19 protein-coding genes are annotated in these 20,245 nt (G+C 66.3%); 14 read left to right on the top strand and 5 right to left on the bottom strand.

The window, feature by feature from the left end; genetic code table 11:
- Nucleotides 1-63 precede the first annotated feature (63 nt).
- The 3 genes from KHC23_RS00220 (at nt 64) to KHC23_RS00210 (ending at nt 3,736) form a co-directional block, all read left to right on the top strand.
- Nucleotides 64-1,365, top strand: coding sequence for an outer membrane beta-barrel protein (locus KHC23_RS00220; protein ID WP_246543931.1), 1,302 nt, complete (start codon nt 64-66; stop codon nt 1,363-1,365).
- A 119-nt stretch (nt 1,366-1,484) separates the two neighbouring features.
- Entirely contained in the window at nt 1,485-2,270 is a 786-nt protein-coding gene (locus KHC23_RS00215) for a metallophosphoesterase family protein (RefSeq protein ID WP_213368118.1), read from the top strand.
- Nucleotides 2,267-3,736 (top strand): O-antigen ligase family protein, encoded by a 1,470-nt coding sequence (locus KHC23_RS00210; protein ID WP_213368116.1) that lies wholly within the window; start codon nt 2,267-2,269, stop codon nt 3,734-3,736. Before KHC23_RS00215 ends, KHC23_RS00210 begins: the two co-directional genes overlap by 4 nt.
- A gap of 33 nt (nt 3,737-3,769) precedes the next feature.
- Here KHC23_RS00210 and KHC23_RS00205 read toward each other — a convergent pair whose 3' ends face one another.
- Complete coding sequence (locus KHC23_RS00205) at nt 3,770-4,363, bottom strand: polysaccharide biosynthesis/export family protein (protein WP_213368114.1); 594 nt, start codon at nt 4,361-4,363, stop codon at nt 3,770-3,772.
- Nucleotides 4,364-5,062: 699 nt separating this feature from the next.
- On the opposite strand from KHC23_RS00205, the gene KHC23_RS00200 reads away from it, so the two are divergent.
- Nucleotides 5,063-6,481 carry an exopolysaccharide biosynthesis polyprenyl glycosylphosphotransferase gene (locus KHC23_RS00200; protein ID WP_213368112.1) on the top strand — a complete coding sequence of 473 codons (1,419 nt, stop codon included), beginning with the start codon at nt 5,063-5,065 and terminating at the stop codon, nt 6,479-6,481.
- A 49-nt stretch (nt 6,482-6,530) separates the two neighbouring features.
- Here the strand turns inward: KHC23_RS00200 and KHC23_RS00195 are convergent, their stop codons facing one another.
- The gene (locus tag KHC23_RS00195) at nt 6,531-7,214 is read right to left on the bottom strand and encodes a GntR family transcriptional regulator (RefSeq protein WP_213368103.1); all 684 of its coding nucleotides are present in this window, start codon (nt 7,212-7,214) and stop codon (nt 6,531-6,533) included.
- A 256-nt stretch (nt 7,215-7,470) separates the two neighbouring features.
- Between KHC23_RS00195 and KHC23_RS00190 the strand changes: the two genes are divergently transcribed.
- From KHC23_RS00190 to KHC23_RS00150, 9 genes are all read left to right on the top strand, one after another.
- The gene (locus KHC23_RS00190; protein ID WP_213368101.1) at nt 7,471-8,286 is read left to right on the top strand and encodes an ABC transporter substrate-binding protein; all 816 of its coding nucleotides are present in this window, start codon (nt 7,471-7,473) and stop codon (nt 8,284-8,286) included.
- Nucleotides 8,287-8,500: 214 nt separating this feature from the next.
- Nucleotides 8,501-9,163 carry an amino acid ABC transporter permease gene (locus KHC23_RS00185; RefSeq protein WP_213368099.1) on the top strand — a complete coding sequence of 221 codons (663 nt, stop codon included), beginning with the start codon at nt 8,501-8,503 and terminating at the stop codon, nt 9,161-9,163.
- A 24-nt stretch (nt 9,164-9,187) separates the two neighbouring features.
- Complete coding sequence (locus tag KHC23_RS00180; protein WP_213368125.1) at nt 9,188-9,841, top strand: amino acid ABC transporter permease; 654 nt, start codon at nt 9,188-9,190, stop codon at nt 9,839-9,841.
- Nucleotides 9,842-9,849: 8 nt separating this feature from the next.
- Nucleotides 9,850-10,575, top strand: coding sequence for an amino acid ABC transporter ATP-binding protein (locus tag KHC23_RS00175; RefSeq protein WP_213368097.1), 726 nt, complete (start codon nt 9,850-9,852; stop codon nt 10,573-10,575).
- Between the two features lie 40 nt (nt 10,576-10,615).
- The gene (locus KHC23_RS00170) at nt 10,616-11,512 is read left to right on the top strand and encodes a dihydrodipicolinate synthase family protein (protein WP_213368095.1); all 897 of its coding nucleotides are present in this window, start codon (nt 10,616-10,618) and stop codon (nt 11,510-11,512) included.
- Between the two features lie 147 nt (nt 11,513-11,659).
- The gene (locus tag KHC23_RS00165) at nt 11,660-12,919 is read left to right on the top strand and encodes an NAD(P)/FAD-dependent oxidoreductase (protein ID WP_213368093.1); all 1,260 of its coding nucleotides are present in this window, start codon (nt 11,660-11,662) and stop codon (nt 12,917-12,919) included.
- A 12-nt stretch (nt 12,920-12,931) separates the two neighbouring features.
- Nucleotides 12,932-13,933, top strand: coding sequence for a 4-hydroxyproline epimerase (locus KHC23_RS00160; RefSeq protein WP_213368085.1), 1,002 nt, complete (start codon nt 12,932-12,934; stop codon nt 13,931-13,933).
- A 171-nt stretch (nt 13,934-14,104) separates the two neighbouring features.
- Nucleotides 14,105-15,205: a cis-3-hydroxy-L-proline dehydratase gene (locus tag KHC23_RS00155; protein ID WP_213368083.1), complete on the top strand. Its 1,101-nt coding sequence runs from the start codon at nt 14,105-14,107 to the stop codon at nt 15,203-15,205.
- Between the two features lie 137 nt (nt 15,206-15,342).
- Complete coding sequence (locus tag KHC23_RS00150; protein WP_213368081.1) at nt 15,343-16,380, top strand: trans-3-hydroxy-L-proline dehydratase; 1,038 nt, start codon at nt 15,343-15,345, stop codon at nt 16,378-16,380.
- Nucleotides 16,381-16,404: 24 nt separating this feature from the next.
- Here the strand turns inward: KHC23_RS00150 and fabI are convergent, their stop codons facing one another.
- From fabI to fabA, 3 genes are all read right to left on the bottom strand, one after another.
- Nucleotides 16,405-17,268 carry an enoyl-ACP reductase FabI gene (gene fabI / locus KHC23_RS00145; protein ID WP_213368079.1) on the bottom strand — a complete coding sequence of 288 codons (864 nt, stop codon included), beginning with the start codon at nt 17,266-17,268 and terminating at the stop codon, nt 16,405-16,407.
- 34 nt (nt 17,269-17,302) lie between these two features.
- Nucleotides 17,303-18,523 (bottom strand): beta-ketoacyl-ACP synthase I, encoded by a 1,221-nt coding sequence (fabB, locus tag KHC23_RS00140; RefSeq protein ID WP_213368077.1) that lies wholly within the window; start codon nt 18,521-18,523, stop codon nt 17,303-17,305.
- 91 nt (nt 18,524-18,614) lie between these two features.
- The gene (fabA, locus tag KHC23_RS00135) at nt 18,615-19,121 is read right to left on the bottom strand and encodes a 3-hydroxyacyl-[acyl-carrier-protein] dehydratase FabA (RefSeq protein WP_213368122.1); all 507 of its coding nucleotides are present in this window, start codon (nt 19,119-19,121) and stop codon (nt 18,615-18,617) included.
- 478 nt (nt 19,122-19,599) lie between these two features.
- On the opposite strand from fabA, the gene irrA reads away from it, so the two are divergent.
- Nucleotides 19,600-20,124 (top strand): iron response transcriptional regulator IrrA, encoded by a 525-nt coding sequence (gene irrA, locus KHC23_RS00130; RefSeq protein ID WP_271188758.1) that lies wholly within the window; start codon nt 19,600-19,602, stop codon nt 20,122-20,124.
- Nucleotides 20,125-20,245 lie beyond the last annotated feature (121 nt).

Raw genomic sequence — 20,245 nt, 5'->3', positions numbered from 1 at the left:
CTCGGCCAGCGAGGACAGCATCGATCAAGGGCAGACGGATACGACCAGTCCGCCGAGTCCGTCATGAGGTCAATGCTCATGAACAGGCCCAAGTTTACCGGAAGTCTGATCGGCCTCACGGCGCTGCTGGCGACGAGCGTCGCGTCGGCGGAAGACGTCGCGCCGAGCTACCGGCCCGCCGTCGAGGTCGACCCGGATCGGGCGGGTGTGCTGGACCGCCAGCCGGTCAATTACATGCCGCTCGGCGTGCCGGTCGGTTCCTTCATCCTGTTTCCGACACTCAAGCTGGAAACCGGCTACGATTCCAACATCACCGCCGCCAATTCCAACGAGAAGGAAAGCTGGCTGTTCACCGTGCGGCCAGCCTTCGACCTGCGGTCGGACTGGACGCGCCACTTCCTCGCCTTTGACAGCTACTTCGAGAGCACGAGCTACGCCCGCTACAGCAATGCCGATTACGAGAACTACGCGGCCGGCGCCCGCGGGCGCGTCGATGTCACCACGGACTTCAACATTGGCGGCTATGCGCGCTTTGCGCATCTCAACGAGCTCCCGGGCGACGACGAGACCAATGCGGACAATCTCGGCGAGCCGCTGCCGTACAACCAGACAACGGCCGGCGTGAGCTTCGACAAGCGCTTCAACCGGCTCTGGACGACCGGTGGGTTCGACTTCCGCTACCGTGATTTCGCCAACTGGCTTGATGGCGAGCCGACCGATCAATCCTACCGCGACGGCAGCGACTACGAGGTCAATGGGCGCATCGGCTACCAGATCAGCCCACTGACCAGCGTGTTCGTCGGCGGCACCTACCACTGGTTCGATGTTGAGAATGACGACTTCAACTCGAACGAGTACACGGTCATCACCGGCATCCAGCTCGAGCCATCGCGCCTGACGCGGGGTGAAGCTTTCATCGGCTATTACGACTGGAAATCGGACAACGGCTATCTCGACGGTAGCTCGGGCTTGACCTTCGGCGGTAACCTTCAATGGTTCATCACGCCGCTGGTGACCGCCACCTTCACGGCGGGGCAGCAGGTCACAACCTCCAACTTCGAGTATGACGGCATTACCGGCTCGGCGGTCGTCAGCTCCAACGCCGGCGTGCGGCTCGACTATGAGTTTCGCCGCAATATCGTCGTCTCTGGCTGGTTTGACTATCTGAATCAGGACTACGATGAGTTTCCCCGCGTGGACAACCAGTATGTTGTCGGCGCGGAGCTGCGTTATTTCATAAATCGTTTTTCTGTGGCCAAGATAAACTACTCGTTTACTGATTATCAGACCAATTTCAATAATATAAATGGCGCCGAAAACTATATTCGAAGCCTCGTTACTGCCGGCGTTACCCTCGCCTACTGAGAAATGTAGAGACCGCGCAGCACATCCATCCGGAAGGTTGCTTTTTGCGCCCGCCCTTCGCCGTGATAGGTTGACGCACTCCGGCCGCACCATGACGGCCTTCTGAATTCGGGCTAGGCATGTTGTTTTCACGCTTCCGCGCGCCCGAAACCCGACGCGCGCCGGCACGAATCCCCGATGGAGTTCGCGTCTACGCCATTGGCGACATTCACGGACGCCACGATCTGCTCACCACCCTGCTCGCGGCCATCGCCGCCGATGCCGCCGACACCCGACATCTCTGCCGCACCGTCTTCCTGGGTGACTACGTCGACCGGGGCGAGGACAGCGCCGGCGTCATCGAGCGCCTCTCCGCCAGTTCCGCCGCCGACCGGGCGCCCGGGGACGCCGCCGCCCACGCCGATGCGGCCTGGACATGCTTGATGGGCAATCACGAAGCCATGATGCTGGCGGCGCTTTCCGGCGAGGCGGACTGCGAGCCCTGGCTGCGCATGGGAGGGGCCGAGACGCTGTTCTCCTATGGCGTCTCGGTCCATAGTTTCATCGGCCCGGATCGGGCCGAGCAGGTGCGCGCCGCTGCGCTGGCGGCCATCCCCGCCGCGCATTTCGAATTCCTCAGGCAACTTCCCGGAAAGGTCGAGATCGGCGACTATTATTTTTGCCATGCCGGCATCCGTCCGGGCGTCGCCCTCGATCAGCAGACGCTCGACGACCTGATCTGGATCCGCGAAGACTTCACCCGCTCACCGCTCGACCACGGCAAGCGGATCGTTCATGGCCATACCCCGGCCATGGAGGTGGAACTGCTGGCGAACCGGATCAACGTCGACACCGGCGCCTATCTCACCCATCGCCTGTCCTGCGTCGTGCTGGAAGGCGAAGAGGCACGGGTGATACACACATGAGGCAGCGGACGGCACCGGCCGCAGGCGCGGCGGCTCGCCCGACGGCGTTTCTCGCGCGCCGCACCGGCCACGAGACCTTCAATGACCTCATCTTTCTCGGCCTGCTGCTGAGTCTCGCCTGGGTGCCGTTTCTGCTCGGCAGCAACCGGCTCATCGCCTGGGGCGTGAATGCGGTGCTGTTCGGCGGACTGCTTATCCTGTTCGAGGCCGGTCTCCTGATCAGCGGCTCGCGGCCTCCGGTCGCGCCGCGCCGACTCTGGTGGGGGCTTCTGCTCTGGGTAGCGCTTGTCGGCTGGATTCTCTTCCAGCTGTCGCCCCTGGCGCCGGCGGACTGGCAGAACCCGTTCTGGCAGCTCGCCGGAACTGTCATCGAGGGCGTTCCCGGAGCCGAACCGCCCGGCGGCAGCATCTCGGTGACGCCGGACGCGGGCGTGCGCGGGCTGGTCATGCTGCTGACGAGTTCGATGGCCTTCTATCTGTCTCTCCAGCTCTGCCGGGATGGACGACGGGCCGATCTTTTCCTGCGCGCGCTCACTGTCATCGCGGTCGGTTACGCGGTTTTCGGCCTTGCCCAGCACGCGCTGGCGCCGGAAAGCCTGCTGTGGTTCGCGCGGGAGGCGTATACCCAGCAGGTCACCTCGACCTTCGTCAACAAGAACAGCTACGCCACCTACGCCGGGATCGGCCTCGTCGCCACTGTCGGCCTGCTGATTGACGTCTATCGGCGTGCGGGGTCGCGCCGCGACATGCCGCTCGGCCTGCGCGCCGCCGCTCTTGTCGAGGTCACGCTGAAATCCGCCGTGGTCACTCTCGTCTGCGCCGCGATCATTGCCGCCGCTCTCTTTCTCACCGTGTCCCGTGCCGGCTTTATCGCCGGCATCATCGGACTGGTGACGCTGGTCCTTCTGGCCCTGGCGTCGACACGCCGACGCTGGCTGATCGTTGCCATCGCCCTTCCGGCATCGGCGGTCCTGTTCGGCGCCCTCGTCCTGTTCGGCGACGATCTGGGCGACCGCTTCGCCACGCACGGCGCGGGCGACGCACGGTGGCCGGTGGCCGCGCGGACGCTGGAAGCGGTGAAGGACGCGCCCCTTACCGGATTCGGCTATGGCAGCTTCGACCGCATGTTCTCGGTCTATCGCGGCGCCGAAGCCTTCGCCCCCTGGCATCACTGGGACAAGGCCCACAATACCTACCTCGAACTGCTGTTCGACCTCGGCATTCCGGCCGCCGCGACCCTTTTCGTGCTGGTCGCGGTGCTGCTGGCCACGATGCTCGCCAACATGCTGCGGCGCGAGGCCCCGCACATGATCACGCTGGTCGCGCTGAGCGTCAGCGCGGCGGTGCTGTCGCACGCGGCCGTGGATTTCAGCCTGCAGATCCAGGCCGTGGCGATCACCTATTGGGCGATCCTCGGCGCCGGGCTTGCGCAAAGCTGGAGCCGGCGCATCGACACCGCCGCATGAATGCCCGGCCCGCGTTGGCGGGCCGGGGAGCGATCAGAACAGGCGCTCGCTGACTCGCACGATGTCGCCGGGAAGCACCATCGTCGTCGTGGTGACCGGGTAGGAGTATTCCTGCGCCTGCCCGGCACGCCTTATGTTGACCGTCTGATCGTTGGCCCGGTAGGTGAAGCCGCCCGCCACCGCCACCGCGCTCATGATGTTCATGCCGTTGCGATAAGGGTATTCGCCGGGCTTCGAGACTTCGCCGATGATGTAAAATGGGCGGTACTGAAGAACCTCGATATTGACGCGCGGGTCGCGCATGTAGCCCGAGGATAGTTTCTGCGTGATCGCGGTTTCAAGCCCGTGCGCGGTCTCGCCTTGCGCCTTGATGCTGCCGATGAGCGGGATCGAGATCAGGCCGCCCGAGTTCACTTCGAACTCGCCCGAGAGCGAGGGTTCATTGAAGACGGTCAGGCGCAGCTTGTCGCCTGTCCCGAGAACATATTCGGTCGGCGTGGTTGGATCGGCCGCGGCAGCGGTCGGCGCGCTCGGCGCCGTCGAACAGCCGGCCATCGCGAGAAGGACAGGCACGAGAAACAAGGCGACCCACATCGGGGCCGCGCGCGGTCGGCGGTCAAAGCTCATCTACGTTTCGTACCCCTGTACTCGCCTCCAGCACCCACGGGAGGGCGCCCCAGACGTACCCATTCTTGCCCCACCACCGGCGATCGGTCGAGCCGCTCTTCGACAAGGGGCCTTATCTCGCGCTCAAACATCTCCCGCCCGAGCCCCCCGGGCGGACGGGCTCGGCCGCCGCTGTAGAGGGACCCACTCTTGGAGCGGTCGCGACCGATGCCCATGGTCCACGATTGAAGAAGCGGACGGCCATTGATCCAAAGAACTATATGGCACGCCGCCGGTCACGCGTCCCGCCGCTCATCGACGACCTTCGTTTCCTTTTGTGACATTTGAGTATAAAATGACTCTAAACGAGCATCACGCGGCTCTTGGAGGTGCCATGAAACCTTCATCAGATTTCCGAGCCCAAATGCCATTGATTATGTTGCCCTGCAGCAATCGTTTCTGCTATGCAGATACCACGCGGATGGCGGGGATATAAGGAGGCGGGCGGCAATTTGCAGTGCGTTTCGCGCGGCCCCGGATGAAGCTGTCGCAGCCACGCATCGGGTCCCGTGGGCGCAATCCGATTGGAGTTCTCGTTAGAGTTCACCTTTCACACGATGGAAACTGCAGAACATGTCGGGCGGCGCGGCCACCCGGTTGATGCCGCCTTGTCGCCCCTACGCCTCACCTCCTGATTCCGACCGAAGGGAACAGCGACGCATGGAAGGGATCGGCCTTTATGGCTGCACACGCGACGTTGCCGACAGCCGGGCCGCGCCTTCCCCCGACCGGCTCATGCGCTATCGGGACATGCTCCGCGTCGGCCTCACGGCGAGCGTGGCGCTGGCGGAGCTGCTGGCGATCGGTGGCGCGTGCCTCGCGGGCGCGGCGTTGCGGCATGGAAATCCGTTCGAAGGCAACTGGGAGATTTTCTTCTTCCTCGCCCCCACCTACTTTCTCGCGGCCATCACGCTGCGGGCCTACACGGCACCGACGCTGACATCGCTGTCCCGCTCCATCTCGTCGACCTTTACCGCCCTGCTGATCACCGCCGGCATCTTCCTGACGGCCATCTTCGCGCTGAAGGTCGGCAGCCTGCTGTCGCGCCTGGAGATCGGCTATACTTTGCTGATGGCGTTCGCGCTTGTCGGCCTGTCCCGGCTCGGTGCCGCCCTGCTCATCCGCCGGCTGTTCCTTCCCATCGTCGCGCCGCGACTGGTCGTGTTGACCGACGAGGGCGAGCGCGAGGCGCGCCAGCGCGATTCACTGACCACCTATGTGGATGTCCGGCAGGCCGGCCTCACGCCCCACCTGCACGACCCGGGCTTCTTCCAGGCCGTCGGCCGCACCATCGGCTATGCCGACCGCGTCGTTCTCGCCTTCTCAGACGCGGCCGAGCGGCTGAAATGGACCGAGGCCATGCGACTGAGCGGATTCGAGACCGAAATCGTGGTCGATCTCGCCGGCTTCGATCCCCTGGGCGTGTCGCACTGGGAAGAGCATACCACTCTGCTCATCTCGCGCGGCCCGCTCAATCTGCGCGAGCGGCTGGCCAAGCGGCTGTTCGACATTGCCGTCGCCATCCCCCTCCTGCTGGCCGCCGCCCCGGTGATCGCCGCCGCGGCGCTGCTGGTGAAACTCGAATCGCCCGGCTCGGCCTTCTTCATCCAGGAGCGCGTGGGCCGGAACAACCGGGCCTATCGGTGCTTCAAGCTGCGAACGATGCGAAGCGAGGCGACGGACGCGACCGGCCAGGTATCGACGTCGCGCAATGATCGCCGCGTCACCCGGCTGGGAAAATTCCTGCGGCGGACCAGCATCGACGAATTGCCCCAGTTGTTCAACGTCCTGATGGGAACCATGAGCCTGGTGGGGCCGCGCCCGCATGCCCTGGGCTCGCGCGCGGAAGGGTCGCTGTTCTGGGAACTCGTGCCGGACTACTGGAGCCGGCATGCGGTGAAGCCGGGCCTGACCGGGCTCGCCCAGATCCGTGGCCTGAGGGGCGCCACCGAGAGCCGCCGCGACATCGAGGCGCGGGTGGCCGCCGATCTCGAATACATCAACAACTGGTCGCTGTGGCTGGATGTCAGCATCCTGATCCTGACCGCCCGCGTCATCATCCACCGCAACGCCCATTGAGCCCGTCGCCGGCTATGCGGCGTGGGACCGGCCGCAGGCGTGCGACCGGTCAGGGGCGCCGGTCATTGGCGGCGCGGGTGCGGTCGAGGAAGTCGATCAGCGAGACGCAGGCCCCCAGAATATGCTCGCGGGTGAGCCGGGCCGCCTCTTCCGCATCGCGCCGGATGCAGGCGAGCAGAATGCCCTCATGCTCGCGCCGCGCCCGCGCCATGCCGTCGGTCAACACCAGCTGGGCGCGCAGGTAGCGGTCGACGCGGTCGAGCGCGGCGCTGATGGTCTGCAGGAAATAGGGCCGGCCCGAGGCCTCGTACAGGCTGTAGTGGAAGCTACGGTTCAGTTCGCCCCAATGCGATGAATCGGTCTCGGTGGAAAAGGCGTGGGCGAAGCGCTTTGCCGCCTCCAGCCCGTCCTCGGACATCCGCTCGACCGAATAGCGCAGCACTTCCGGCTCCAGCAGGGCGCGGAACTCGAAGATTTCGCGAATTTCCTCGGTGGACAGCGTGGTGACGACCGCCCCGCGATAGCGCTGCGTCGACACCAGCCCCTGCTCCTCCAGCCGGGTCAGCGCTTCGCGCACGGGAATGCGGCTCACATTGAACATGCGGGCGATGTGGTCCTGGCGCAGGGTCTGGCCTTCGGCGATGTCGCCCCGGGCGATCGCCTCGCGCAGCGCGTCGAAAATGACGTCCGCCGCGGAAGCCATCTGCGCGATGTCCGTAACCCTGACCTTCACCTTGCCTGCCTCCTCCCGGATAGCGCCGGGCTTCCCCTTCGATCCATCGGCCCGGCACGCCCTTCGCGCCCCGGCCGTCTGGTCGCGCACGATGCCATCGCCTGGCCGCCGGTAAATTTCGCACGGTTCGGGCAAAATGGATATTGAAACTTGGATCCAAAAATCGGAAGCTCTTCTCCGTCGCCGGAACTGGCGCCCGCCTTCGGCGCCACTGGCCATCAACAATGAAGACACCTTCCTTCAGAGGAGAGCCATCATGGCTAAGGGATTCAGCATTCTGGCCGCGGCGGCGTTGACGCTCGCCGCCGCCCTGCCCGCGCAGGCGGACAAGCTCGACGACATCATCGCTTCCGGCACGCTGCGCTGCGCGGTGGTGCTGGATTTCCCGCCCATGGGATCGCGCGACGCCAATAACGAGCCGATCGGTTTCGACGTCGATTACTGCAACGACCTCGCCAAGGCGCTGGGTGTGAAGGCGGAAATCGTCGAGACCCCGTTCCCCGACCGTATCCCGGCGCTGGTCTCCGGCCGCGTCGATGTCGGTGTCGCCTCGACCTCCGACACGCTGGAGCGCGCCAAAACGGCCGGCTTCACCATCCCCTATTTCGCCTTCAAGAATGTCGTGCTCACCAAGGAAGGGCTCGGCATCAAGGATTATGACAGCCTCAAGGGCAAGAAGACCGGCTCGGTCTCCGGCACCTTCGAAGCCATCGCGCTGGAGAACGACGTCAAGAAATGGGGCGACGGCACCACCTTCCGCGGCTACCAGTCCCAGGCCGACGTGTTCCTCGCCCTGTCGCAGGGCCAGATCGACGCCACCGTGGTCACCTCCACCGTTGCCGCGGCGATCGTGAAGGACGGCAAGTACAAGGGCCTGATGATGGGCGGCGACGCCCCCTACGACATCGACTATGTCGCGCTGATCGCCCTGCGCAACGAGCAGGGCCTCATCAACTACCTGAACCTGTTCGTCAATCAGCAGGTCCGCACCGGCCGCTACAAGGCGCTCTACGACAAGTGGATCGGCCTTGGCGAGGCGCCCGACCTCACCGTGCACGGCGTCTATCGCTGACCCCACGCCGCCGCGGCGGTCCGGCTTCCACCGGGCCGTCCGCGCGGACGGACACGCCGCGGGGCGAGCCCTGATATCGGTGGCGGCCGCCAGCTGCCGACTGCATCCGCAGACTGCCGGCGCGGCTGCATCATCAAGCTGCAATCACGACCGCCATCCGGCTGCACGCTGCATTATCGAGCTCCGCCTGCAGGACCCGAGCGACGAGCGAACCATGAACTACACCTTCCACTGGCTCCCGGCGTTCCGCGCGCTGCCCGACATGCTGTGGGGCGCGCTGGTGACGCTGGAGATCGCCGTGCTCTCCATGGTGCTGGGCGTGCTGTTCGCGGTCCTGCTCGCGGTCGGCGCCTCCTCGCAATACCGCGTGTTCCGCGCGGCGGCGGCGACCTGGGTCGAGCTCGCCCGCAACACGCCGGCGCTGTTCCAGATCTACATGGCCTATTTCGGCCTCGGCTCGCTCGGCATTCATCTCGACAGCTTCGTCGCCCTGCTCGCCGGCATCACCTTCAACAATGCCGGCTACCTCGCGGAAACCTTTCGCGGCGGCCTGCGCGCGGTGCCGCCGACCCAGGTGCGCGCCGCCCGCTCGCTCGGCATGGGGCAGATCCAGGCCTTCCGCCTCGTGGTGATGCCGCAGATGTTCCGCATCGTCTTCTATCCCATGACCAACCAGATGGTGTGGGCGATCCTGATGACCTCGCTCGGCGTCATCGTCGGCCTCAACAACGACCTGACCGGCGTCACCCAGGAATACAATGTCCGCTCCTTCCGCACCTTCGAGTATTTCGCGCTGGCGGCGGTGATCTACTATCTGCTCGCCAAGTTCGTCACCGTCTCCGCGCGCCTGATGGCGTGGCGGCTGTTCCGCTACTGAGGGAGGCGCGCCATGTTCTCCTCCCTGTTCGACACCACCTTCTCTTTCAACGACCTGCTGTTCATGCTGAAGGGCGCCGGCGTCACGCTGATGCTCACCTTCTGGGCCGTGCTCGGCGGCACCCTGCTGGGCGTGTTCTTCGGCGTCGTCCGCGCCATTTCCCCCTGGTGGGTGAATGCCCCGCTCGGCGCGGTGCTGGACGTGTTCCGCTCGATCCCGCTGCTGATCCAGCTCGTGGTGGCGAATTCGTTCAAGACCATTGTCGGCATCCACTGGAGCCCGTTCACGGTCGGCTGCGTGGTGCTGGCGCTCTACATGTCGGCCTATTGCACCGAGATCGTGCGCTCCGGCTTTCTCGCCGTGCCGACCACGACGCGCCGCGCCGCGCGCTCGCTCGGCCTGACCTGGCGGCAGGACCTGACCGAGATCGTCTTCCCGATCGCGCTCAGGGTGGCGTTGCCGAGCTGGATCGGCCTGACGCTGGGCGTGATGAAGGACACCGCCATGGTGTGGTGGATCGGCGTGGTCGAATTGCTGCGCTCCTCGCAGGTGATCGTCACCCGCATCCAGGAGCCGCTGTTCGTGCTGTCCATCGCCGGGCTGATCTATTTCCTGATGAGCTTCCCCATCGCCCGCCTCGGCGCACGGCTTGAGAAGCGCTGGCGCGAGAACGACTGAGGACCGAAATGTCGATCGAAATCCAGGACGTCCACAAAGCCTTCGGCTCGCTCGAAGTGGTCAAGGGCGTGACCATGACCGTCGAGAAGGGCGAGGTGGTCTCGGTCATCGGCGGGTCGGGCTCGGGAAAATCGACTTTGCTCATGTGCATCAACGGGCTGGAGCCGATCAATTCCGGCCGCATCCTCGTCGACGGCACCGACGTGCACGGGCGCGGCACCGACCTGAACAAGCTGCGCCGCAAGATCGGCATCGTGTTCCAGCAGTGGAATGCGTTCCCCCATCTGACCGTGCTGGAAAATGTGATGCTGGCGCCGCGCAAGGTGCTCGGCAAGTCTAAGGCCGAGGCCGAGGCGATCGCGGTGGAGAAGCTGGAGCGTGTCGGCCTGGCGGAAAAGCTGAAGGTCTACCCCTCAAAGCTCTCCGGCGGCCAGCAGCAGCGCATGGCGATCGCCCGCGCGCTGGCGATGTCGCCGGACTACATGCTGTTCGACGAAGTGACCTCGGCGCTCGACCCGCAACTCGTCGGCGAGGTGCTGGACACGATGCGCTCGCTCTCGGCCGAGGGCATGACGATGATCGTGGTCACCCATGAGATCGCCTTCGCCCGCGAGGTCTCCGACCGCGTCGCCTTCTTCCACAAGGGCCGCATCCACGAGATCGGCCCGCCCGCCGAGGTGATCGGCAATCCGCAGCAGCCGGAAACCGTCGACTTCCTGAAATCCGTCCTCTGATCCATCGATCGCATTCGCAAGAGTCTCAAGGAGCATTCCCATGTGGCAGGGCGTCTATCCCGCCGTTACCGCCAAGTTCAACGAAGACGACACGCTCGACCACAAGGAGATGGAGCGCAGCTTCGCCTTGCAGATCGACGCCGGCGTCGACGGCATCATCGTCAATGGCTCGCTCGGCGAAGGCCCGATGCTGTCGCATGACGAGCGCCTTGCCGTGCTGAAGACCGCCAAGTCGGTGGCCGGCAAGCGCCCGGTGCTGATGACCATCGCCGATGCCGCCACCCGCGACTGCGCGAGCCTCGCCAGGCGCGCCGCGCAGGAAGGCGCCGACGGCCTCATGGTGGTGCCGAGCCTCGTCTACCACACCAACCCGAAGGAGACGGTGGCGTCGATGAGCGCGGTGGCGCAGGCCGCCGACCTGCCGGTGATGATCTATTCCAACCGCATCGCCTATCGCGTCGACATCACCATCGACATCATGGCCGAGCTGGCCAAGGACAAGCGCTTCGTCGCCATCAAGGAATCCTCCGACGACATCCGCCGGTCGATCGAGATCATCAACGCGCTGGGCGACCGCTACGACGTGTTCACCGGCGTCGACAACCTCGCCTATGAGGCGCTCGCCGTCGGCGCGGTCGGCTGGGTCGCCGGCCTCGTGGTCGCCTTCCCGGAGGAAACGGTGGCGATCTACCGGCTGATGAAGGCCAAGCGCTATGACGAGGCGCTGGAAATCTACCGCTGGTTCCGCCCGCTGCTCGACCTCGACGTGTCGACCTATCTGGTGCAGAACCTGAAGCTGGTGGAAGCGATGGTGACCGGCACCACCGAGCGCGTGCGCGCGCCCCGCCTGCCGCTGGAAGGCGAGCAGCGCGCCAAGGTGGAGAAGATCGTGCGCGACAGCCTCGCCACCCGCCCGACCCTCGCCAAGGCGGCGTGAGACACCTTGGTCCTGGCCGGCATCGCGTCATTCCGGCCAAGGCGACGACGCCGAGCCGGGATCGCCGGCCGGCTCCCCGCGCGATCCCGGATACGGCCTGCGGCCGTTCCGGGATGACGCCTGACTTGAACAAGCGCGGTTAAGAGCGTGCCCACAGCAGCCTCCTCCCCAAAGAACGAAATCACCATCGTCGGTGCCGGCATCGTCGGGCTTGCCACGGCGTTCCATCTGCTGGCCGAGGGGCACCGGGTACGGCTGGTGGAGCGCGGCGGGGTGGCGGAAGGGGCGAGCTTCGGCAATGCCGGGGCCTTCGCCTTCTCCGACATTCTGCCCCTCGCCTCGCCGGGCATGCTGCGCAAGGCGCCGAAATGGCTCATCGACCCGCTCGGACCGCTCACCATTCCGCCCCGCTACCTCCCGCAGATCACGCCCTGGCTGGTCCGGTTCTGGCGTGCCAGCCTGCCCGACCGCTACCGCGCCTCGCTCACCGCGCAGGGCGGCCTGATGCGCTTCGCCGCCACGGCGACGCAGGCCATGGTCGCCCAGGCCGACCTTGCCGGACACATCCGGGCCGACGGCAATCTCCAGCTCTATGAGAGCGAGGCCGAGCTTGCCGCCGCCCAGCCGGGCTGGGAGGCACGGGCGCGCGAGGGGATCGAATTCGAGCATGTGCGCGGCGAGCGGCTCGCCGAACTCCAGCCCGGCCTGTCGCCGCGCTTCGTCGCCGGCACCTTCACCCCGCACTGGCAGACGGTAAGCGACCCCTATCACTACGCCCTCGCCCTGTTCCGCGCGGTGATGGCGCGCGGGGCCGGCCTGGTCCATGGCGAGGTGACCGGGGTGGAGGCGGATTCGCGCGGCGTGCGGCTGCGCCTCGCCGACGGGCAGGTGCTGAACGCCGGGCGGGTGGTGATCGCCGGCGGGGCGTGGTCGCGCCCGCTGGCGAGGTCGCTCGGCGATTTCATCCCGCTGGAGACCGAGCGCGGCTACAACACCACCTTGCCGCCGGGCGCCTTCGATTTGCGCCGCCAGCTCACCTTTGGCGGCCACGGCTTCGTGGTGACCCCGCTCTCCACCGGCATCCGGGTCGGCGGCGCGGTGGAGCTGGGCGGGCTGAAGGCGCCGCCGAACTTCAGGCGCGCCGACGCCATGCTCACCAAGGCCGCGCGCTTTCTGCCCGGGCTGCGCACCGAAGGCGGCCGGCAATGGATGGGCTTCCGCCCCTCGCTGCCGGATTCGCTGCCCGTCATCGGCCGATCGACCGCCTCGCCGGCCGCGTTCTACGCCTTCGGCCACGGCCATCTCGGCCTCACCCAGAGCGCCGCGACCGGCAAGCTGATCGCCGATCTGGTGGCCGGGCGCCGGCCCCCCATCCCGCTCGAACCCTTCCGCCCCGACCGCTTCTGACGAGTGACCTCCATGGCGCGACACAGCTTCTTCTGCATAGACGGCCACACCTGCGGCAACCCGGTGCGGCTGGTGGCCGGCGGCGGGCCGAACCTCGTCGGCGACACCATGATCGAGAAGCGCGCCCATTTCCTGCGCGAATTCGACTGGATCCGCACCGGGCTGATGTTCGAGCCGCGCGGCCACGACATGATGTCGGGCTCGATCCTCTACCCGCCGACGCGGCCCGATTGCGATATCGCCATCCTGTTCATCGAGACCTCGGGCTGCCTGCCCATGTGCGGCCACGGCACCATCGGCACGGTGACGATGGCGATCGAGCACGGGCTGGTGACGCCGAAGACGCCGGGCATGCTGATGCTCGACACCCCCGCCGGCGTGGTGAAGGCGGAATACAAACAGGTCGGGCAGTATGTGGAAGAGGTGCGGATCACCAATGTACCCGCCTTCCTCTACGCGCAAGGCCTCACCGCCGAATGTCCGGGCCTTGGCGAGATCACCGTCGATGTCGCCTATGGCGGCAATTTCTACGCCATCGTCGAGCCGCAGCAGGCCTTCGCCGACATGGCCGATTTCACCGCCGGCGAATTGGTGGGCATGAGCCCGGCGCTGCGCCGGGCGCTGAACGCGAAATACGAGTTCGTGCACCCGGAGAAGCCGGAGATCCGCGGCCTCTCGCACATCCTGTGGACCGGCGCGGCGCAGCATCCGGAGGCGCATGCGCGCAATGCGGTGTTCTATGGCGACAAGGCGATCGACCGCTCGCCCTGCGGCACCGGCACTTCCTCGCGCATGGCGCACCTCGCCGCGCTCGGCAGACTGAAGGTGCGCGACGAGTTCGTGCATGAGAGCATTATCGGCTCGCTGTTCAAGGGCCGGGTCGAGGCGGCGGCGAAGGTGGGGGAGCGCGACGCGATCATCCCCTCCATCGGCGGCTGGGCCCGCATGACCGGCTACAACACCATCTTCATCGACGATCGCGACCCGTTCGCGCACGGCTTCGTGGTGGTGTGACGCTTTCTTCCTTCGACGCACCGTGATCCTGAGATGCGAGCGAAGCGAACCTCGAAGGATCGTCGAGCAGGGCGTCGTCCTGCTCGAACCTCCTTCGAGGCCCGGCCGGCGGCCGGGCACCTCAGGATGACGACGTTCGCAAAATCCGATTGGGCCGCGAAAGGGCACGACATGAAGATCACCGGCATCAAGGCCTACAAGGTCGGCTTGCCCCTCAAGGAGGGCCGCTACAACTGGTCGAACGGCAATTTCATCGAAGTGTTCGATTCCACCGTGGTGGCTGTGGAGACCGATGCCGGCATCACCGGCTATGCCGAATGCTGCCCGCTCGGCTCGGCGTACCTTCCGGCCTATGCCCATGGCGTGCGCGCCGGGCTGGAGGAAATCGGCCCCAAGGTGATCGGCCTCGACCCGACCGATCTCAACGTGCTGAACCGCCACATGGATGCGGTGCTGCGCGGCCACCCCTATGTGAAGGCGCCGATCGACATCGCCTGCTGGGACATTCTCGGCAAGGTGAGCGGGCTGCCGGTCTACAAGCTGCTGGGCGGCGCGGCGCAGGAAAAGGTCGCGCTCTACCGCGCCATCTCGCAGGAAGCGCCCGAGGCGATGGCGAAGAAGATCGCCGGCTACAAGGCCGAGGGCTACACCAAGTTCCAGCTCAAGGTGGGCGGCGATGCCGACCAGGACATCGACCGCATCCGCGCCACTCGCGCCATTCTCGACGCCTCCGACATTCTGGTGGCCGATGCCAATACCGGCTGGACCCGGGCGGAAGCCGCCCGCATCTGCGCGGAAGTCGCCGATCTCGACGTCTATATCGAGCAGCCCTGCCCCACTTACGAGGAATGCCTCTCGGTGCGCGCCCGCACCGCGCGGCCGTTCGTGCTCGACGAGGTGATCGACGGCGTCGGCACGCTGATGAAGGGGCTGGCGGATGATGCGATGGACATCATCAACCTGAAGATCTCCAAGGTCGGCGGCCTCACCAAGGCGCGGCTGATGCGCGACATCTGCGTCGCCTCGGGCACGCCGATGACCATCGAGGACACCTGGGGCGGCGACATCGTGACCGCCACCATCGCCCATCTCGCCCGCTCGACGCCGGAGGAATTCACCTTCTCCGCCACCGATTTCAACAGCTATGGCACGGTGGACATCGCCGCCGGCGCGCCCCGGCGCGAAAACGGCTTCATGACCGCCTCCGATGCACCGGGGCTCGGTATCACCCCGCTGTTCGACGTGCTCGGCGATCCCGTGGTGGTGATCTGACGTCTCGTTCCTTCTCCCCGTCGGGGAGAAGGTGGCCGGCACAGCCGGCCGGATGAGGGGCGACGGCACGTCCCCTCACCCCACCCCTCTCCCCGACGGGGAGAGGGGGCGTGTCGCTCTCTTCACACGAGGCCCCCATGCGTTCCTCCAAGGTCATCCACATCGTCGGCTGCCACGCCGAGGGCGAGGTCGGCGACGTGATTGTCGGCGGTGTCGCGCCGCCGCCCGGCGACAGCGTGTGGGCGCAGTCGCGCTTCATCGCCTCGGACAACACCCTGCGCAATTTCGTGCTGCAAGAGCCGCGCGGCGGCGTGTTCCGCCACGTGAACCTGCTGGTACCGCCGAAGCACCCGAAGGCGGTCGCCGCGTGGATCATCATGGAGCCGGAGGACACCCCGCCCATGTCCGGCTCCAATTCGATCTGCGTCTCCACCGTGCTGCTCGACACCGGCATCGTGCCGATGACCGAGCCGGAAACGCACATGGTGCTGGAGGCGCCGGGCGGGCTGATCGAGGTCACCGCCTATTGCCGCAACGGCAAGGCGGAGCGGATCAAGGTGCGCAACCACCCCTCCTTCGCCGACAAGCTCGACGCGGCGCTGGAGGTGGAAGGGCTCGGCACGCTGAGCGTCGACACCGCCTATGGCGGCGACAGCTTTGTCATCGTCGACGCCCATGCGCTGGGCTTCGCCATCCGCCCGGACGAGGCGAAGGACCTTGCCGAGACCGGCATGCGCATCGTCAAGGCGGCCAACCGGCAGCTCGGGTTCAGACACCCGGAGAATGCCGACTGGAACCACATCTCGTTCTGCCAGTTCGCCGCGCCTGTGGTGGAGGCGGACGGCGTGAAGTCGGGCGCCAATGCGGTGGCGATCCGCCCCGGCAAGATCGACCGTTCGCCCACCGGCACCGGCTGCTCCGCCCGCATGGCGGTGCTGCACGCCAAGGGCCAGCTGAAAGTGGGCGAGACCTTCATCGGTCGCTCCATCCTCGATTCGCGCTTCGAATGCCGGATCGAGGGCGAGACTACCCTGGGCGGCCGCCCGGCGATCCTGCCCTCGATCATGGGCCGAGCCTTCGTGACGCATACGGCGCAATTGATGGTGGACCCGGAAGACCCGTGGCAGACCGGCTACCGGCTCTCCGACACCTGGCCGGTGTGGAAGCAGGACTGACGGCCGACTTCCGGCGCGGCGGAGCTACTCCGCCGCTTCGCCGGCGGCGCGTTCTTCCGCGTCCTCGATGGTCTTCAGCGCGTCGGGATGCGGCATCGAGATGATGTTGTAGCCGGAATCGACGAAGTGGACCTCGCCGGTGACGCCCGAGGACATGTCCGAGAGCAGATAGAGCGCGGCGCCGCCGACCTCGTCGATCGACACGGTGCGGCGCAGCGGCGCGTTGCGCTTCTGGTAGTTGAACATGAGGCGCGCATCGGCGATGCCGGCACCCGCCAGGGTGCGGATCGGGCCGGCGGAAATGGCGTTCACCCGCACGCCCTGCGGGCCGTAATCGGCCGCGAGGTAGCGCACGCTCGCCTCCAGCGCCGCCTTGGCCACGCCCATCACATTGTAGTTCGGCATCACCCGCGTGGAGCCGCCATAGGTGAGCGTGACCAGCGCGCCGCCCTCCGTCATCAGCGGCGCGGCGCGCCTGGCGAGCTCGGTGAAGGAGAAGCAGGAGATGACCATGGTGCGGGTGAAATTCGCCCGGGTGGTGTCGGCGTAGCGGCCCTTCAGCTCGTTCTTGTCGGAGAAGCCGATGGCGTGGACGAGAAAGTCGAGCGTGCCCCACTTCTCCTTCAACGCGGCGAAGACGGCGTCGACCGAGGCGAGGTCCTCGACATCGCAGGCCAGCAGCGTGTCGCTGCCCAGGCTCTGCGCCAGCGGCTTCACCCGGCGGCCGAGCGCCTCGCCCTGATAGGTGAAGGCAAGCTCGGCGCCCTGCGCGGCCAGCGTCCGGGCGATGCCCCAGGCGATGGAATGGTCGTTGGCGACGCCCATGATGAGGCCGCGTTTGCCCTGCATCAGGTTGCCCTGAGGGGGAGTGCCCTGCGTCAGGCTCATTCTGCTGGTTCCTTCCGCCGACCCGCTGCCTCGATCACGCCTCGGGATGCTGGAACACCAGCACCGCATTGGCCCCGCCGAAGCCGAAGCCGTTGGAAAGCACACGCTCCAGCCGCGCATTGTCGACGCGCGCGCGCACGATCGGCATGTCGGCGAAGGCGGGGTCGATCTCGTCGATATGGGCGCTCGCGGCGATGAAGCCGTTCTGCATCATCAGGATCGAGTAGACCGCCTCATGCACGCCGGTCGCGCCCTGCGAATGGCCGGTGAGCGACTTGGTGGCCGAGATCGGCGGCGCCTTGTCGCCGAACACGGCGCGGATCGCCTCGATCTCCTTGAGATCGCCGATCGGGGTCGAGGTGGCGTGCGGGTTGATGTAGTCGATCGGGCCCTTCACGTCGGCCAGCGCGAGCTGCATGGCGCGGGCCGCGCCCTCGCCGGAGGGGGCCACCATGTCGGCGCCGTCGGAAGTGGCGCCATAGCCGATGATCTCGGCGTAGATGCGCGCGCCGCGGGCCTTGGCGTGCTCCAGCTCTTCCAGCACCAGCACGCCGGCGCCGCCGGAGATGACGAAGCCGTCGCGGTTCTTGTCATAGGGGCGCGAGGCGACCTCGGGGCGATCATTATAGTCGGACGACATGGCGCCCATGGCGTCGAACAGGCAGGACAGCGTCCAGTCGAGATCCTCGCAGCCGCCGGCGAACATGATGTCCTGCTTGCCGTACTGGATCATCTCGGCGGCATTGCCGATGCAGATATTGGTGGTCGCGCAGGCGGCGGAGATGGAATAGCTCAGCCCCTTGATCTTGAACCAGGTGGAGAGCGTGGCGGACGCCGTGGAGCCCATCGCCTTGGGCACCGCGAAGGGGCCGACGCGCTTGGGGCTGGCGTTCTTGCGGGTGATGTCCGCCGCCTCGACGATGGTGCGGGTGGAGGAGCCGCCCGAACCCATGATGAGGCCGGTGCGGGCATGCGAGACCTCGTGCGCCTCAAGCCCGGCATCGCGGATCGCCTGATCCATCGCGACATGGTTCCACGCCGTGCCGCCGCCATGGAAGCGCATGGCGCGGCGGTCGACCACCTCGCTGGCGTCGAGCTGCGGGGCGCCGTGCACCTGGCTGCGGAAGCCGAGCTCGGCATATTTATCGGCCCGGCGGATGCCGCTCCGGCCCTCGCGCAGGGAGGCGAGAACCTCCTGCGTGGAGTTGCCGATGGACGAGACGATGCCCATTCCGGTTACGACAACACGGCGCATAGGCTTCCTTTCCTTCAAAGCACGCGAGATGATCCGAGACGACCAAGGCACGCGAGATGGCCCCGCGGGCGGAGCCCCGCAAGGCCCGATGTCACGACTGGAACAGACCGACCTTGAGGTCGTTCGCCCGGTAGATGACTTCCCCGTCGGCTTCCACCCAGCCATCGGCGATGCCGAGCACCAGCTTGGAGCGCATCACGCGCTTGAAGTCGATGCCGTAGACGACCTTGCTGACGGTGGGCAGCACCTGGCCGGAAAACTTGATCTCGCCGGCACCGAGCGCCCGCCCGCGGCCGGGCGAGCCGAGCCAGCCGAGATGGAAGCCGACGAGCTGCCAGAGCGCATCGAGCCCGAGGCAGCCCGGCATCACCGGATCGCCGATGAAGTGGCAGGCGAAGAACCAGAGGTCGGGCTTGATGTCGAGCTCGGCGCGGACATGGCCCTTGCCGTTCGGGCCGCCATCCTCGGAAATCTCGGTGATGCGGTCGAACATCAGCATCGGCGGCGCGGGAAGCTGCGCATTTCCCGGCCCGAAAAGCTCTCCGCGCCCGCACGCAAGCAATTCCTCGTAAGTGAAGCTCGTCTGCCGCTCGGTCATCGTTTCGGTGTTACCCACGCTTGCTGTTTCCATTTACCTTGAGCGCCCCCCCGCCGCCGGTCGTCGCGGCTCGGGCACGGCTTTTTTCCTGCCCCGGCCTCCTGACGCAGCGCGCTTCCTATCACAGCGTCCCGCGCGCTCAAAGCCACTGCAACGGCCATGGACGCACTCCCTATGTCACGCAGGCGACAGCACCTCGACACCACCGGCTGCCCGGCAGGGCGCGATGCCGGGACACCTCGGCCGGGCCCACCGCTGGCACCGGGCAGGGTGAACCCACGCGCAGATTGGAACAATTACGATTATCCGGCCCGATATTGCCCCAGCGCCAAGCGTGCAGATATAATGCCAGATGAAAAAGCCGCCATGCGTGCGCCTCCCGGCAGGACCGGATGGTGCGCGAATGTGCGATCAGCTGCGGATCGACCTGTTCCCGCCTCGCGGCGGGAAGGGCGATAATAATGGTTCGGAAGACGCGATGAGCGAAGTTTTTCGCCCCCAGAACTTAGCCTTCTCCCGCATGGTCGTGGAGGAAGAAGGCCCGGTGCTGCCCGTCGCCAAGCTGCGCGACGGTGCCGGCCGCACCGGCTGCCCGTTCCATGACGTGCGCCACATGCTGCGTGATGTCGGCCTGCGCCCCACCCGCCAGCGTCTCGCGCTGGGCTGGCTGCTGTTCGCCAAGGGCGACCGTCACGTCTCGGCGGAAATCCTGCACGAAGAGGCGATCAAGGCGCGCTTCCCGGTGTCGCTGGCCACGGTCTACAACACGCTGCACCAGTTCACCGAGGTCGGCCTGCTGCGCGAACTCGCGGTCGACGGCTCGAAAACCTATTTCGACACCAACCCGTCCGACCATCATCACTTCTTCCTCGAAGGCGAGAACAACCTCGTCGACATTCCCAGCGCATCGGTCGAGGTCGAGCGGATTCCCGAGGCCCCGGAAGGCTATGAGATTGCCCGAGTCGATGTGGTGGTGCGCCTGCGTCCCAAGCGCCGGTCGTAGGATATTCCGGCGCCTCCGGGCGCGCAGGACAAGACGTTCGAAGGCCGGTCGGTGACCGGCCTTTTTACCTGCATTCCCCAAGTGGCGTGTCGTTTGAGGTGAAGATCGCCTGTATCCGAGC

The sequence above is a fragment of the Ancylobacter dichloromethanicus genome (assembly GCF_018390645.1).
GTDB lineage: Bacteria > Pseudomonadota > Alphaproteobacteria > Rhizobiales > Xanthobacteraceae > Ancylobacter > Ancylobacter dichloromethanicus.
The sequence above is the reverse complement of the archived record's forward strand: the minus strand, read 5'-3'. Positions and strand labels throughout refer to the sequence as shown.